This is a genomic window from Agrilactobacillus fermenti (assembly GCF_047943045.1).
Classification (GTDB): Bacteria; Bacillota; Bacilli; order Lactobacillales; family Lactobacillaceae; genus Agrilactobacillus; species Agrilactobacillus fermenti.
The window spans coordinates 2377267-2391093 of the sequence record NZ_CP181347.1 but is presented as its reverse complement, the minus strand read 5'-3'; the positions used below and the strand labels follow the sequence as shown (position 1 = coordinate 2391093).

16 protein-coding genes are annotated in these 13827 nt (G+C 40.2%); 12 read left to right on the top strand and 4 right to left on the bottom strand.

Annotated features, from left to right (window positions below; genetic code table 11):
• Positions 1-192 precede the first annotated feature (192 nt).
• Entirely contained in the window at positions 193-534 is a 342-nt protein-coding gene (locus tag ACNAN0_RS11860; protein ID WP_416353392.1) for a role in replication, read from the bottom strand.
• 15 nt (positions 535-549) lie between these two features.
• Positions 550-735: a hypothetical protein gene (locus ACNAN0_RS11855; RefSeq protein ID WP_416353391.1), complete on the bottom strand. Its 186-nt coding sequence runs from the start codon at positions 733-735 to the stop codon at positions 550-552.
• Positions 736-1115: 380 nt separating this feature from the next.
• Here ACNAN0_RS11855 and ACNAN0_RS11850 point away from each other — a divergent pair, with 380 nt between their 5' ends.
• Both ACNAN0_RS11850 and ACNAN0_RS11845 read left to right on the top strand, forming a co-directional pair.
• On the top strand, positions 1116-1481 hold the full coding sequence (locus ACNAN0_RS11850; protein ID WP_230912973.1) for a hypothetical protein: 366 nt from the start codon (positions 1116-1118) through the stop codon (positions 1479-1481).
• Between the two features lie 151 nt (positions 1482-1632).
• Positions 1633-3162 (top strand): plasmid pRiA4b ORF-3 family protein, encoded by a 1530-nt coding sequence (locus ACNAN0_RS11845; RefSeq protein ID WP_230912972.1) that lies wholly within the window; start codon positions 1633-1635, stop codon positions 3160-3162.
• 96 nt (positions 3163-3258) lie between these two features.
• On the opposite strand, the gene ACNAN0_RS11840 is transcribed toward ACNAN0_RS11845, so the two are convergent.
• On the bottom strand, positions 3259-3480 hold the full coding sequence (locus ACNAN0_RS11840; protein ID WP_230912971.1) for a hypothetical protein: 222 nt from the start codon (positions 3478-3480) through the stop codon (positions 3259-3261).
• A gap of 198 nt (positions 3481-3678) precedes the next feature.
• Here ACNAN0_RS11840 and ACNAN0_RS11835 point away from each other — a divergent pair, with 198 nt between their 5' ends.
• The 7 genes from ACNAN0_RS11835 to ACNAN0_RS11805 all read left to right on the top strand — a co-directional run bounded on the left by ACNAN0_RS11835 (position 3679) and on the right by ACNAN0_RS11805 (position 11172).
• Complete coding sequence (locus ACNAN0_RS11835) at positions 3679-4383, top strand: TIGR00266 family protein (protein WP_230912994.1); 705 nt, start codon at positions 3679-3681, stop codon at positions 4381-4383.
• Between the two features lie 64 nt (positions 4384-4447).
• Positions 4448-4582: a hypothetical protein gene (locus tag ACNAN0_RS11830; RefSeq protein WP_269073847.1), complete on the top strand. Its 135-nt coding sequence runs from the start codon at positions 4448-4450 to the stop codon at positions 4580-4582.
• 577 nt (positions 4583-5159) lie between these two features.
• Positions 5160-5537, top strand: a complete 378-nt coding sequence (locus tag ACNAN0_RS11825; RefSeq protein ID WP_230912970.1) for a winged helix-turn-helix domain-containing protein — start codon at positions 5160-5162, stop codon at positions 5535-5537.
• A 29-nt stretch (positions 5538-5566) separates the two neighbouring features.
• Entirely contained in the window at positions 5567-7267 is a 1701-nt protein-coding gene (locus ACNAN0_RS11820; RefSeq protein ID WP_416353390.1) for an ABC1 kinase family protein, read from the top strand.
• A gap of 69 nt (positions 7268-7336) precedes the next feature.
• Positions 7337-8101 (top strand): YoaK family protein, encoded by a 765-nt coding sequence (locus ACNAN0_RS11815; RefSeq protein WP_416353389.1) that lies wholly within the window; start codon positions 7337-7339, stop codon positions 8099-8101.
• A 404-nt stretch (positions 8102-8505) separates the two neighbouring features.
• Entirely contained in the window at positions 8506-9777 is a 1272-nt protein-coding gene (serS, locus tag ACNAN0_RS11810) for a serine--tRNA ligase (RefSeq protein WP_416353388.1), read from the top strand.
• Between the two features lie 216 nt (positions 9778-9993).
• Positions 9994-11172 (top strand): MFS transporter, encoded by a 1179-nt coding sequence (locus tag ACNAN0_RS11805; protein ID WP_230912966.1) that lies wholly within the window; start codon positions 9994-9996, stop codon positions 11170-11172.
• Between the two features lie 12 nt (positions 11173-11184).
• Here ACNAN0_RS11805 and ACNAN0_RS11800 read toward each other — a convergent pair whose 3' ends face one another.
• Entirely contained in the window at positions 11185-11943 is a 759-nt protein-coding gene (locus ACNAN0_RS11800; protein WP_416353387.1) for an SAM-dependent methyltransferase, read from the bottom strand.
• Between the two features lie 141 nt (positions 11944-12084).
• Between ACNAN0_RS11800 and ACNAN0_RS11795 the strand changes: the two genes are divergently transcribed.
• Genes ACNAN0_RS11795 through ACNAN0_RS11785 form a run of 3 tightly spaced genes read left to right on the top strand, consistent with a single transcriptional unit; the run spans position 12085 to position 13770 of the window.
• Positions 12085-12411 (top strand): hypothetical protein, encoded by a 327-nt coding sequence (locus ACNAN0_RS11795; protein WP_407929168.1) that lies wholly within the window; start codon positions 12085-12087, stop codon positions 12409-12411.
• Positions 12411-13340, top strand: coding sequence for an HNH endonuclease (locus tag ACNAN0_RS11790; RefSeq protein ID WP_416353386.1), 930 nt, complete (start codon positions 12411-12413; stop codon positions 13338-13340). Before ACNAN0_RS11795 ends, ACNAN0_RS11790 begins: the two co-directional genes overlap by 1 nt.
• Entirely contained in the window at positions 13324-13770 is a 447-nt protein-coding gene (locus tag ACNAN0_RS11785; RefSeq protein WP_230912962.1) for a phosphate-starvation-inducible protein PsiE, read from the top strand. The genes ACNAN0_RS11790 and ACNAN0_RS11785 overlap by 17 nt, the downstream gene beginning before the upstream one ends.
• Positions 13771-13827 lie beyond the last annotated feature (57 nt).

The window sequence follows — 13827 nt, the reverse complement described above, 5'->3', positions numbered from 1 at the left end:
AGCTAATTATATTATATAATAAAAAACATTCAACCTTTAGGAATATTATGATTACTTAATGTTTTGCTGTATTGATGCAAGGTTGGATAAAAAATGTCAATTGTTTTAGTTGTCATCAACGTTGTTTTAATATCTTTTAGCCAGCTTAAAAAACCCCCTGAATTTAACTTCAGAGGGTTTAAAATTAAGCATTCATATTTCAGTTTGACTGGCAGGCGTATCTTTTAGCAACTGATATTTCTTGGAGAAAGTTTTTTTGGAGATAACGCGGTGATTTGTGGCATCTAGGAAATCGCCTAAATATCCCATAGTATACATATCATAACCAGCAAAGCCGCCGCCAATTGTGCCCACAGCACCAAGTTTTAAATTCTTAGTCATCGAAGGTTTCAAGCCACTGATCAAAATACATAAATGATTATCAAGCCAATAAAGATAATGTTCTGCGAAAGCCAGTTTGACCCAATCTGGACGTACATTGGTTCGACTGATTTGCCAGACATCTGCTGGATGACCTTTGTATAATGCTTTCATGCGTGCACAACTCCTTTAATTATAAGTAGACTGACGATGAGATTTGATAAGGAAAGTGATCAATAAACCTGCAAAAATGACTAGACTAATGACGTTTGCCAGCAACTTCAAGCCGTGAACTGGCTTTAGAATGTTACTGAAACTTACCCAGATAAACAATGCTGCAATCATGCTAGCGCCCATATAATTTATTTTTCTCATTTAAGCTCATTCCTTTCAGCTTCGCTTGAAATCTAAATTAAGTATAAATCGGATATTTAGTCGAGCGGTCGTTTTGTTTTGAAAGTCGCTAATCTGTGTTTAACGTAGAATACACAACCTTAATGATGCAAAAAACGACGTTAATTACAGAATCTGGACGTTAAAATAAATAATTTCCAAGGATAGTCGTTAGGGCGTAAACTTTAAGTAATATATTTAGAGAGTGAGACAAAAGGTGATCAGCGCCTAAGCACTAACAAGAATGACGATAAATGGTGGTTTTTCCATTTAAGTCATTCTTCGTTAGGTGAGGGCGTTGCCTTTTGGAACACGTTTAAACAACGAATATCTGTAATTAAATCAGCAAAGGAGAACGAATAATGACTGTACCTCAAGAACATGATTATATGCTGACGATTGGTGGCTTACTGCTCAGCGTCGGTGTCGTAGTATTGGCTAATTTACAGGTGCCAGCTCTGCCCTTCATTATCGCGGTGATTGGCATACCATTAGCTTTCTTACCTATTTTTTTGCGTAAACGCAGACAGCGGCGCATTGTCCATCAAATCGTCATGGAGAGTGATGATGAGAGTAATGATTTATTGCTGGACCAGCTTGAGATCGTATTTCACATTACCTTAATCCAAATGGCCAACTATGATGAAACAGGCGAAGGCTTAACATCAAGCGAGCTGTACCACGTAGAAGGCTGTTTTGATTTCCAGTTTCAAAGAGAACGATTTTAAACAGAGTGCGACAAAAAGCGGTCAGCAGCCGAGTGTTAAATCTAAGTTATTTCCAGTAATTTTTAAAGATTACACGTAAAGTCAGTTATAATGAGAGGAGATATCGATGACTAAATTTAAATAGTTAGACACGTAAAGGAGCTGGATTGCTGTGGCTAGAAATGACGAAAATTTACAATTAAAAATCACGTTAGAAGGTTTCCATCCCCCAGTATGGCGCCGAATTATTGTCCCGGGTAATATGACTTTGGCTGACTTACACACAGTTATTCAAATCGCTTTTGATTGGGATGATGCTCACTTGCATGATTTTCATGAGACGCGTGCACTCAAACGGCATTATGGCCCGGCATCAGATTCAGATCTAGCTAATCAAGTTTCTGAAGACAAAATTTCAGTGCAATCGATCATAACCCAGAGTAATTTAATCTATACCTACGATTTTGGTGATGATTGGCGGCATTTAATTCACCTAGAAGATGTTTTGACGATGTCGGGGTCTCAGCAAATAACAGGGCCTTACTGTGTGACCGGTCGCGGGGCAAGTCGTCTGGAAGATTCGCGCGGCGAGGAAGATGGCGAGGGTGCACCGTTTAATAAGGATCGAATCAATAGTCGGCTGACAGCCCAGTTTAACGCTAACCAGCAGCAAACGAAACAAAGTCAAAAAGTTGTGTTGTTTCCAAAGCAAGATCAAGAAGAAGAGGCCGCACTAGAATTAGATTTGGACCCAGACCATCAAGAAGTGGATAACTTTCTAAAAGATAATCCTGAGATAGTACAATCTATTTTAAATCATCGGCCATTGTCGAAAGAAAATCAGGACAAATTGGGACAGTTCATGATCAAACAAGCAATCAATCAAGATGAATCTCACACAACTCCGATAACAGATGCCGACTTGACCCAGCGGTTGACGGAAATCAGTGCAAAAGCGCCTAAAGCACAGCATGAGGCCTATCAAATAATTCAAGCAGCTCGGTTGACGGAGGAACAGGTCAAACATGTGGTGCAAACCATTCTTGATAACGAATTAGTGCTGTCGCATGTTACAGATGAAGCGGAACACTGGATTGCGACGCGGACACATGCGGCAGGGCTTCTAGAAAACATGTTGAACCGTGATGAGATTTCAGAGATGGTTTCCAATGCTATTTTGACAGTGCAACAGCGACGTCAGATTTTTGACGTAGCCACACAATATGCACGTAAAGAACGGGTCATGTTACCAGTAGGATGGAACGACGATCTGCCGCCATTGAGTGCAGCGTTAACGCTTTTAGGAACGGCAGTTAACAACGATCATTATCCTAAACAGCGATTAACAGAATTAGCGCCGACATTAATTTCGGTTTTCAACAATATGCACACGCCGTTCTACGGGACCGAATCAGAGACCATTTTGAACATGTTATTAGAGCTCGAGGAGAGTCCTCAACTCACGAATGCTGAATTTATAAAAATAATCGGTTCAGTCGCGGACCCTGTTTTTTATCAACCTAAGAGCAGTCCCTTGCAGACTATGCGGGCACGTAGCTGGGTCCAAATTTTGTTACCATTAGTTCTAGCTATTCAAGGCGATCCAGAATTGGACTGGCTTATCAGCGATACACTTTTTAAGCAAGTGGATGACTTCTATGCTTCTCAAGGCGTCATGTTAAACAGGTCTTTAGACTATTAAGTACTAAGAGAAGTTACTAAAAACTTTAAAATAAAAAACGCTGTAACTACATGAGCTACGGCGCTTTTTCGGTATCCATTACTAAAACGCGGTAATTTACTTCTTTAAGTGTTCTTCTACGAAAGCTTTGACTTTGTCATCTGAGGTGTCGGCGTATTTTTGCATATCGTCTTCAGTTTTCATGGTATCATGTTTATTTTCTTCCATGAAGTAGTCCCATAAGGCATCCCGTACGGGTGTGTCGTCTTGACTCCAGTCAAAGACCTCCTTCATTTTTCTATCAAGCAATGCTGTTTTTTCAACTTCTGCTGCTGTCATAAATGAAGACCTCCTTATTTCTTACTACAATTTCTATTATAACTCGATGAAACAAAGTGGCACAAAAACAGCTTTATTCTAATTGAAATTTAATTTTAGGCTTTATTTTTGATCAAAAAATAAAAGCAATTTTTCAAGACTCAGTTGTTGAACTTGACGTAATCATTGCGATATCAATAAAAACGGAGGTATTTAATGATGCATTATCAAATTACAGCAAATCAGACTTTTCCTGTTGTTGAGATTTATTTAACTCAAAATGAATCCATTCAGATCGAATCGGGTTCGATGATTTATCATAATGGACAGGTGGCCTTAGAGGGACACATGAATAGCAATGGCAAAAAAGGTATGGGCGGGCTATTGAGTGCCTTAGGCCGATCCGTGACCAGTGGGGAAAGCTTCTTTATTACAACTGCTACTGGGCAGACCGATCAAGCCACTTTAGGTATTGCACCAGGGAACCCTGGCGTGATCCGTGCCTTAGAATTAGAACCAGGTCAACAATGGCGTTTGAACACAAGTGCTTACTTAGCTGGCGATGCAACAACAAGCTATACCATGGTTCGACAAAATATCAGTGGCGCTTTCTTTGGCGGGACCGGTGGCTTATTTGTCATGGAGACAAAAGGGTATGGGACAATGTTGGTCAGTGCCTATGGCGATATTTTAGAAGTTGAGTTAGATGGTCAGCAAGAGTATGTGGTGGACAATAGTCACGTTGTTGCTTGGCAAGAATCTCTGAACTATAATATTGAGCCAGCTTCTGGTTTTATTGGCTTTAAAACTGGCGAGGGCTTGGTAAATCATTTTAGTGGTCGTGGTAAAATTCTGATTCAAACCCGAAGCATTGAAGCCTTGGCGAGTCTCGTTGCCCCGTTTTTACCAAATAAAGATAATTAAACTTGAATATTTTTGTAATTCCATATAGAATGATATAATGTATATTATTAAGGAGGTCCGAAGCATGTCACAAAACACCCATACTGGTGTATCCGAGAACCGTCGTCCGGTTAACCAAAAAAAGGTTAAATTACGCCGTAAAGAAACTGAACAAGTAGTTGAATTTTTAGCTAAGCGCGCAGAAGCTGAAAAAAAATAAGGTTCTATATTTTTGGTGTTGGTGGACGTTAATCTACTGACACCTAATTTTTATATTTTTTGTTAATGAGTGCCGATGAATATTTAGGGTATAACGATCCCAATAGCATTGAAAGAATAGCAAGTCTAGCTTAACTAAAAAAGAAATATATTATGAAAAATAAATCTGAGAACCTAGTATTAATAGCATTATTAATGCTTGTAATTGGTACTATTCTTGACTTACTAATGATATTCGGCAGTAGAATGCTGCCACATCAGCTGACACCTTTACTAGCGATAGGTGCGCAACTGATGATATCGCTAGCAGTGTATGTCCTTTATAAAAAATTGAAGTAACATACTTTTTAATTTTCGTAGAAAGATAATAGGGATTTCAGGCTGAAGGCAAAGCAAACTATCTCGATAGTAATTACGACTATAAGCGAATTGAACGATAGGTGTCTGGCTCAAAACAATTGTTTTGTTACCAGGCTCTTTTTTTGTCCCCAAAATGCCACAAATAAATCAGAATTGGTCTATGAGTTGTTGTACTATATAATATAGTAATTGAATACTTATTTTGGGGGATAAGGTATATGAGACAACAAAAGCTATCTTCAGCACAAGAAGCTGCATTAAAGCTGTTCAAGAATAATCTAGAATATTTTAATTTATTTGGTAATGATATCCGACGTAAAATTGTGATGTTTTTCTGGGCGCATCTGGATTCTGGATTTTCTACTGAAGAGATCGTCGCTTTTGTTGGTGGTGATCGTGCCAAAGTTGTCTACCATATCAATAAACTTCAGGCTGGACATTTATTGTTTTGTATTCGGGAAGGGCACCAAAATGTTTATTACTTAGACCTGGACCAAACAATTGAAAAATTAGAAACACTTGTCAAATTGATTCAAGCAAGCTATCCTAATTCCACAGCGGCAAAAGTTAGCCGCAAACTTGCACACAATCAATAGCTTTGGTGATCAGATAGGGGCTAACCTCAATGGCAGCAGAAACAAAACCAAAACAAAAAACAGCACAACGCGTCCGCGAAATCATCAGTGTTTTTCGCCAATATGATGTGCTGAAATCTTTAAGTAATCAAATCAATGGGGCCCAAGTACGGCGAGCCTTTGAAACGCTAGGTCCAACATTTATTAAGATTGGACAGATGCTCTCAACGCGGCCGGATATTGTGTCTCAGCCATTTGCCGATGAGTTAGCAAAACTCCAAGATAATGTGACTGAAGATCCCTTTGAAGTGGTTCAAAAAACGCTGACTCAGGATCTGGGGCCAGACATCATGACACACTTTACGGACTTCGAGGTGCAGCCCATTGCGTCAGCTTCAATGGGCCAAGTCCATTTGGCACGGCTCAAAAGTGGGATTCGCGTTGCTGTAAAGATTCAACATCCGGGTATCAAGACTACGATTTTGACCGATCTGAAGATTTTAGGGCGTTTGGTGCGAATGATCAATTGGCTGCCCAGCAGTGGTGTGATCGATCCTAAAGAAATTTTTCAACAATTCAAAAAAGCTTTAGAGATGGAATTGGATAGTGAGTTAGAGGCTAAGAATACTCAGAAATTTTATGAATTAAACAATGGTGAAGGCGTTTTTCGAGTCCCCCGCGTATTTTTAGATTATTGCTCCGCGCGGGTGATTACAACGGAATATATGTCCGGTCAAAGTCTGAATAAATTTTTGCAGCAGGCTGATGAGGGCCCGGTTACCAAACAGCGGCAAAATATCGCTAATGACATTGTGGCTAACTTTATGAAACAAGTCTTTGAAGATGGCTTTTTCCATGCAGATCCACATCCGGGTAATATTTTGATCCAACCAACGGAAACTGATTTTTCTGACTTTGGAACGGATAGTTTGCAGCAGCCGCTGAATCGGGCCGGTCAGCATGCGAACTATCAGATCGTTTATTTAGATTTTGGCATGATGGGGACGCTAGACAGTACGCTAATCCATAACTTGGCTGACGTGGTCGTGGCAGTGAATTCTAGAGATCCGTATAAAATTGGATCGGGGCTGTTAAATATCAGCAAAGTCGTGGGCCCTATGGATAAAGCAAAATTTTATGAAGAACTAGGCACTTTCATCGAGCCTTATTATAATACTGGGCTAGGGTCTATCGATTTAGAAGACATGGCTTTGAAAATCGTAGATCTCTGTCGGCGCAATCATTTGCAGATGAATCCGGATGTTTCGCTGCTTATGAAAGCTTTTGGTACTTTAGAGGGTGTGGTGCAGCAGCTAGATCCAGATATTTCTATGCTGGAAGTTGCGCGGCCATTTACGCGGGCTTACGTCTTAAAAAATGTTAATTTCCGTAATGAATTGGAAGATCGACTGTTAGATGCTTATCAATTGACTAAAGATATTCCCCAAGTGACCAGTCGGCTAAAGGCGGCTTTAGATGCACTTGAACGGGGCCGTTTGAAGGTGGGGGTCGATTTTGGACACCGAGATCAAGTTTTAGACCGAATTGAGTCTATGGTCAATCGGATCGTGATCGGTTTGATTTTAGCTGCCTTGATTGTAGGTTCTTCACTGTTGGTCCAAGAAAAGGATAGTCATACCTGGATCTCACAATTGGGGATCGCGGGTTATATTTTAGCGGCAATTTTTATTGTAACTTTTTTAGCAAGCAGCTTGTGGCATCGATTGTCACGTTGGCGGCGGAAGAAGTGACTTTGGTATAATGAACTTAAGCGCTTTTTGTTAGGACTTGGGTACGTGCCAAAGAAAAGGAAGATCAACATGTGGCCAATTAAAGAGCACCAAATTGACCGACTGTTCTCGACCGCTTTATTATTGACGTTTGCGGGTGGCTTTGCCGATGCCTATACTTATTTGAATTTTGGCTTTTTTGCGACGGCACAAACGGGTAACGTCATTCTATTAAGTTTAGATTTAGCCAATGGTAATTTTTCCGGCTTGCGCTTTAAACTATTGCCTCTGCTCGCTTATACCGTGGGTATTTTTATTGTAAAGTATTTGGACCGGCGTTTATTGCCGATGTTGAAGCAATACTGGCGTCTTTTAGTGTTACTGATTGAAATTATTGCGTTGGTTTGGTTGGCAAATATGCCAGCATATGAAGATCCCAACAGTTTGAAAATTACGGTCGCGTTAACGATGTCCTTTGTGGCGGCTTTGCAGACAACGAGTTTTAACCGTTTCGGCGAATCAACTTATAGTTCTATGATGACCACTGGTAATTTGACCAGTTTGAATCAAAACTTTGCCCAGTACTTATTTACTAAGGATAAACAAGCCCTTAAACGTGCCTTCCAATATGGCACGATCGTCATTGCCTTTGCCCTGGGCGCCGTCGTTGGTGGCTTTACCAGTACCCGGTATCAACAAATGGCTATTTTATTTGTGGTTATTATTGTTGGTCTGGTGGTTTTGCGATTGGGTGTTTCCCTGTTGTTGTTCCGTTTCAATTTGATCGATTATCGCGGCATTAATAAGTTACTTCAGCGTAAGCTAAAGGCAAAAGAGAAAGAATTAGATGACTGATAATTTATTATCAATGATAGTAATATTTTTTCAAATTGTTGTTGACAACCGGGTAGGGGATTGTTATATTTGAAACGTAAACAAGAATTAAACAAGAAACAGACACGAAGATAGCAACTAGTAGATAGATGCCACTAAAAAGAGAGTCAGCGGTCGGTGTGAGCTGATTAGGGGCAACTGTCGAATCCATTGCTTAGTAGATACCAATTGAAGGTACTCCGGTAAAGGCCGATATCCTTTCGAGATTGCTTTTTTAGCATAAATTTGGGTGGTACCACGCTGATAACGTCCCTTGGCTTTTTGCCAAGGGGCTTTTTTTAATCCCATTAATTGTTTGTTAAGAAAGCAGCGGTAACTATGAAGCAAGGAACGACTGCGTAGCCTAATTATAGGAGGAAAAGATTATGATCAATCCAAAAATTATCCGTCAAGATCCAGATATGGTTAAAGAGAAGTTGAAGACAAGAGGCGTTGATCCAAAAGAAATCGACGAATATATTCAACTTGATAAACAAAATCGGGCCGCCATTGCTAAGGTCGACGACTTAAAACGACAAAAGAACGAATTAAGCAAACAAGTCAAAGCAGCTGATCCTAAGTCTGAAGCTGGTCAAAAATTGATTGCACAAGTTAAGTCGATCAATGAAGAAACCAAAGCAGTTGAAGCTGAGCAGCAAGAAGGTGCTGAACGTTTAAACTATATCGCTGTACGTTTGCCTAACTTACCAGATGATAGTATTCCAGTTGGCCCAGATGAAGACAGTAACGTTGAGATCCGCAAGTGGGGCGAAATTCCTGAATTTGGTTTCGAACCAAAAGCCCATTGGGAAATTGGTGAAAACTTAGGTATCTTAGATTTTGAACGCGCTGCTAAAGTTTCTGGCGCCCGTTTTGTTTACTACAAAGATGCTGGTGCTCGGTTAGAACGTGCCGTTTATAACTTCATGTTAGATCTACATACGCAAAAACAAGGCTATCATGAAATTATTCCACCATATTTGGTTAATTCCAAAACGATGTTTGGCACGGGACAATTTCCAAAATTCACTGAAGATGTTTACACCGTTGAATCTACTGGTGAGACGTTGATCCCAACGGCTGAGGTGCCTTTGACCAACTATTATGCCGGCGAAATTTTAGATGAAAAGGATCTGCCAACTTACTTTACAGCCTTCACACCTTGCTTCCGCTCTGAAGCAGGGAGTGCTGGTCGTGATACCCGTGGTTTGATCCGGATGCATCAATTCCATAAAGTTGAAATGGTTAAGTTCTGTAAACCAGAAGATTCCTTTGACGAATTGGAGAAATTGACATTAGATGCTCAAGAAGTCTTGAAAAAATTAAACTTAGCGCACCACGTGATCGTATTATCTACGGGTGATACTGGCTTTAGTTCTGCTAAGACTTATGATATTGAAGTTTGGATGCCTGAACAGGGTGTTTATCGTGAAATCAGTTCTTGCTCTAACTGCTTAGACTTCCAAGCACGGCGCGCCATGATTCGTTACCGTAAGGAAGACGGCTCTGTGGACTACTTGCATACCTTGAATGGTTCTGGTTTGGCAGTTGGCCGGACAGTTGCTGCCATTATTGAGAACTATCAACAACCAGACGGTACTGTACGTGTTCCTGATGTCTTGGTGCCTTACATGAATGGCCAAGAAGTTATTAAATAGAAGTGTGGCAATAGCAGGCTTGAAAATAGTCAGGGTTAACACTTAAGCTGACCGTAGTACAAAATAATTGAGTTCCCAGAAGTTAGACCAAAAATCTAATCTCTGGGGGCTTTTTTGCTGAAATAAGTGTTTGACATCATATCTGATTAGTATATCATTAGTTAAAAATTAGAAAAAATTAATGCGTTTATCTGTCTGCTAGAAAAAGGTGATGCGATGTTACGTCAAAAGAGCTATCTTGCTTCACGTACCTTAGGGACCCTATCAAACAGCCTATTTATGTTTACTGTGATTTGGTGGTTTCAAACCGAGACTGATCGTTCTTCCACAGTAGGCATCATGAATGCTTTATTTTCGATTACAGCCAGTTTAGCAGTAATTTATGGCCCTTTTATTGATCGTCATGCTTTGAAAGTTGTTAGTGTCGGCGCTTTATGTATGCAAACATTCATTTTTCTTCTATTAACACTATGCATCTTTAAGGCCAAACAAATGATATATCCGATTTTGATTTTGGCTACGCTTGCCTCAGTTTGTGATGAATTTTTTATACCTGCTGACCGTGCGATTATAAAAAGTGTAGTTAAAGCAGAACGTGAATTAACGCAACTGAATTCACGTATCAGCTTGATCGATCAATCCACAAATTTCATGGGGGTTGCCTTAGCGGGGGCATTATTGGGATTTTTAGTCGTTGCTCACGTGATGGCTTTGGTCACAGTGCTCAGTTTTGCTGGCACGCTTTATTTGATGTTCGCCATCCATAAATTAGTTGAACCACATAAAGAAAAACAGCAATCGGATCACTACTGGCAAGAAGTGCTGACTGGCTATACATATATCAAACAAGATCATTTTTTGTTTCGCTATCTATTCGCTTCGACATTGTATTCTTTTGTAACGCCCATGTTGATCGTTTTTCTGCCATTTATTGCTAAAAAAATGGGATCAGCCATTTATTATAGTGGGTTTTATATTGCTTTTTTTCTGGGCTTTATGGTGGGGGCACTTTTAGCTGGTAGACTTAAACCACTAGTCAAAACAATCAGTCTCTATTGGTTGTTAAGCAGTTTGCCGCTTTTGCTTATACTTGGTGCACGTACCAACGGGGTTTTAATTGTTTTGGCTATTTTTTTGTTTGGCTTCACTTCAAGCATTCAAAATATTCTATCGGAAACATTAATTCAAATTCGAACACAGAGTGATTTTTTAGGCCGAGTCATGACCACTTTCAAAACGTTTTATTCGATTGGTGGTCCAGTTGGATCGCTTCTAGCAGGCGCGTTACTGGACCACGGACAAGTCCAAATGCTGGTGATTTTTTCAATGGTACTGATTATTTTAGGTGGCTTAGTTTTATTTTTACAACAGAAAGAAAGGAAAATTGATTTATAAAAAAGTCAGATCTTAATGATCTAGCTTTTTTGCAACAATCAAAAAGCGGTCTTCATTGGTCGCGATGTAGCCTTGGCTTTGAATCAAGTCCTGTAGTGTTTCAAGTTGCTCGAGACAATGTGTCACAGAAAAATCGGGAAATTCCCAAGGAATAACGGTGGCGTAATAGACAATGGCACCGACATCGAAGAACTTAAGTTCAGGATAGGCTTGTTGTGCCGTTAGGACCTTGAAGCCAGCGTTTTGCAAGACAGTTTGCGCTACCAGAAGCGTATTGTCTGGATATGCGGGTGTATAGGCAGGGCTTAAGTAGCGTGACAGGGAAAAATTATTGGTAGCACCGACCTGTTCGGTGATGAAATAACCGCCAGGTGCCAACGCCTGAAAAAGTGATTGCGCTTCAAAAGTTCCATGACTGTTAGTGATCACATTAAATGGTTGCTTTGTTTTGGGTAGATCTGCTTCGTGAGCTGTTGGCAGGACATGAACACCGGTGGAAGCCAGCGTTTTTTGTAATAGCTGAATATTTGGCGGCCAAGATTCAGTCACAGTCGTTAATTGATTTGGATGATGAAAACTTTGCAGTAATTCACCGCCACCAGTAGACATATCTAATAATCGGTCTGTTGTTTTTAGGTACTGCAACACAGTGGCAGTGTAATTCCAAGGTAAAGAGCTGTTGGACCAGCGACCGGCTAAATGCTGGAAGTCCCAACCTTGCATGCCAACGGCGGCTTCTTTTTCCCAAGATTTTTGATTTGCATGAGACATAGGCGCACCTCACAAATTATTATTTTTCTAAGCATACCTGTTACTTAAAATCATGACAATGCCGGTATTAGCTTATAGTGTGAAAATGTCGCAAAACAGGCTATAATGATAAATAAATGTATCATCGAAAGGATGAGGTCGTTGCGAGTATTTGATGTTTTGAAATTAGTCACGGTCAATCATGGGGAGATTCCAACGCAGCAAGTCGTAATGACTGACACTACGGGTAAGCCTAGTGGCGTTTTGACAGATTTATTGCGTGATGTGTTAACAAAGACTCGATTGTTTGTGAACTTGAAGGATATGGCTGATGCTAGTGATGTGATCGATGTTTTACATAATAGTACGCCGCTACCAGATGATGTTTTAGAAGAATACGAAAAAATCTTGACCCAAGAGATCTCCAGCATTAATTTTGCGACTCGTAAGGATACCATCGAATTGGTTTATGATGAGTTGGTTCGATAATGACCACAGGAGTTCATTTGCGTTGCGTTTACTGTGGGTTAACTTTACCAGCAAGTTTGTTTCACGTTGATCAGACATATTTTAGTTTGTGTTATTTTTGCCGTCAGAGGGGTCTAACGAATGAAACTTTCTATAATCCTTATGTTTTCTATTATGCACAGGCACGAGAACAGACCTATGTGGGGGCAACTACCGCAGTGGCAGCACCAACGAAGCTAGCTTTGTCCAAACAAAAACGCCGAGCTTTGACGAAGTTGATCACGGATTATTTAACTGGGCCAAAGCGGCTGCAAGAACTCGTGCCGTTGGCTCAATTTGCCAAAAGTGTGCTTGCTTTGGAAGACCAATCAGGATCATTATCCTTAACAGGGGTATTATTAGATGATTTGGAGCACTTAAAGTTTCACGTGAAACAATATTTTCATCAAAACAAGTTAGACTATACAACGCGGCAAATGGTTCGCGAAAAATACCATTATACTTGTCAGTATTGCGGTCGCTATGCAGATAGTGTGGATCACAAGAATCCAGTCTTTTTGAGTCAGGATAATCACATTGATAACTTAACGTTAGCCTGCAAAGAGTGTAATCGGTTGAAAGGTGCCATGTCCTATGATTTATTTGTGACTTTAAATCAGCGAATTATGCCCATGAATCATCGCCTGGTACAGTCAGAAAAAACGTTGCGTGCCTTACAGAATGAAATTGACCATAATCGGCGTCAATTAGCTGCTCGGCAACATTTGACCGCTGATATTCAAGATGCCCAGCTACAAGCTTTTCGTCACCGTGCTAAAGTCTTACAGTTTGTGGCCGATAGTGTCACGAGCGACTATCAGCAGCAAATAAAGTTACGACATGATTTTATTTTGACCCAGGCACAAATACAAGCAAACTTTGGGGGTGGGCAAGATGCTGGCTTATCTTAAGTTACACATGAAACAGCTGATCACGGTTACGATGGATATTATTTTAGGCATTCTAGCGCTATTAATGGTCATTTCCATGATCCGTCAATTATTTGTTTTAGGCGGTCACGTGTTAAGCGCCAATCATGAATTATCATTTGCGACGACCATTCGAGGAAGTTTGTCGTTCTTTATGTATTTTGAGTTTACCATGATGATTCGTAAATATATCGATGAAGATCACCATATACCGATTCGTTACTTAGTATATATTGCGATCACGGCGATTCTACGGCAGGAAATGGTGATCCATGATGATGCCGTACAGACCTTGATATTATCCGTATCGATTTTCCTATTGGTTTTAACGCTGATTGCCTTGCAGTTTAGCGAGTATCGTATCCCTTTTTTGAACCATCGACATGAAGCAGATGAAATTAAACGGAAGTAAATAAATTAAAGCTAAAATCTGGCGAACACTTGTTTTTTGTCAGGTTTTTTGTTTTGA

Bases quoted from the DNA above. Each gene is read 5' to 3' on its own strand.
- ACNAN0_RS11860 (WP_416353392.1), bottom strand. From the start codon at position 534: ATGAAAGCATTATACAAAGGTCATCCAGCAGATGTCTGGCAAATCAGT.
- ACNAN0_RS11855 (WP_416353391.1), bottom strand. From the start codon at position 735: ATGAGAAAAATAAATTATATGGGCGCTAGCATGATTGCAGCATTGTTT.
- ACNAN0_RS11850 (WP_230912973.1), top strand. From the start codon at position 1,116: ATGACTGTACCTCAAGAACATGATTATATGCTGACGATTGGTGGCTTA.
- ACNAN0_RS11840 (WP_230912971.1), bottom strand. From the start codon at position 3,480: ATGACAGCAGCAGAAGTTGAAAAAACAGCATTGCTTGATAGAAAAATG.
- ACNAN0_RS11835 (WP_230912994.1), top strand. From the start codon at position 3,679: ATGCATTATCAAATTACAGCAAATCAGACTTTTCCTGTTGTTGAGATT.
- ACNAN0_RS11830 (WP_269073847.1), top strand. From the start codon at position 4,448: ATGTCACAAAACACCCATACTGGTGTATCCGAGAACCGTCGTCCGGTT.
- ACNAN0_RS11825 (WP_230912970.1), top strand. From the start codon at position 5,160: ATGAGACAACAAAAGCTATCTTCAGCACAAGAAGCTGCATTAAAGCTG.
- ACNAN0_RS11820 (WP_416353390.1), top strand. From the start codon at position 5,567: ATGGCAGCAGAAACAAAACCAAAACAAAAAACAGCACAACGCGTCCGC.
- ACNAN0_RS11815 (WP_416353389.1), top strand. From the start codon at position 7,337: ATGTGGCCAATTAAAGAGCACCAAATTGACCGACTGTTCTCGACCGCT.
- serS (WP_416353388.1), top strand. From the start codon at position 8,506: ATGATCAATCCAAAAATTATCCGTCAAGATCCAGATATGGTTAAAGAG.
- ACNAN0_RS11805 (WP_230912966.1), top strand. From the start codon at position 9,994: ATGTTACGTCAAAAGAGCTATCTTGCTTCACGTACCTTAGGGACCCTA.
- ACNAN0_RS11800 (WP_416353387.1), bottom strand. From the start codon at position 11,943: ATGTCTCATGCAAATCAAAAATCTTGGGAAAAAGAAGCCGCCGTTGGC.
- ACNAN0_RS11790 (WP_416353386.1), top strand. From the start codon at position 12,411: ATGACCACAGGAGTTCATTTGCGTTGCGTTTACTGTGGGTTAACTTTA.
- ACNAN0_RS11785 (WP_230912962.1), top strand. From the start codon at position 13,324: ATGCTGGCTTATCTTAAGTTACACATGAAACAGCTGATCACGGTTACG.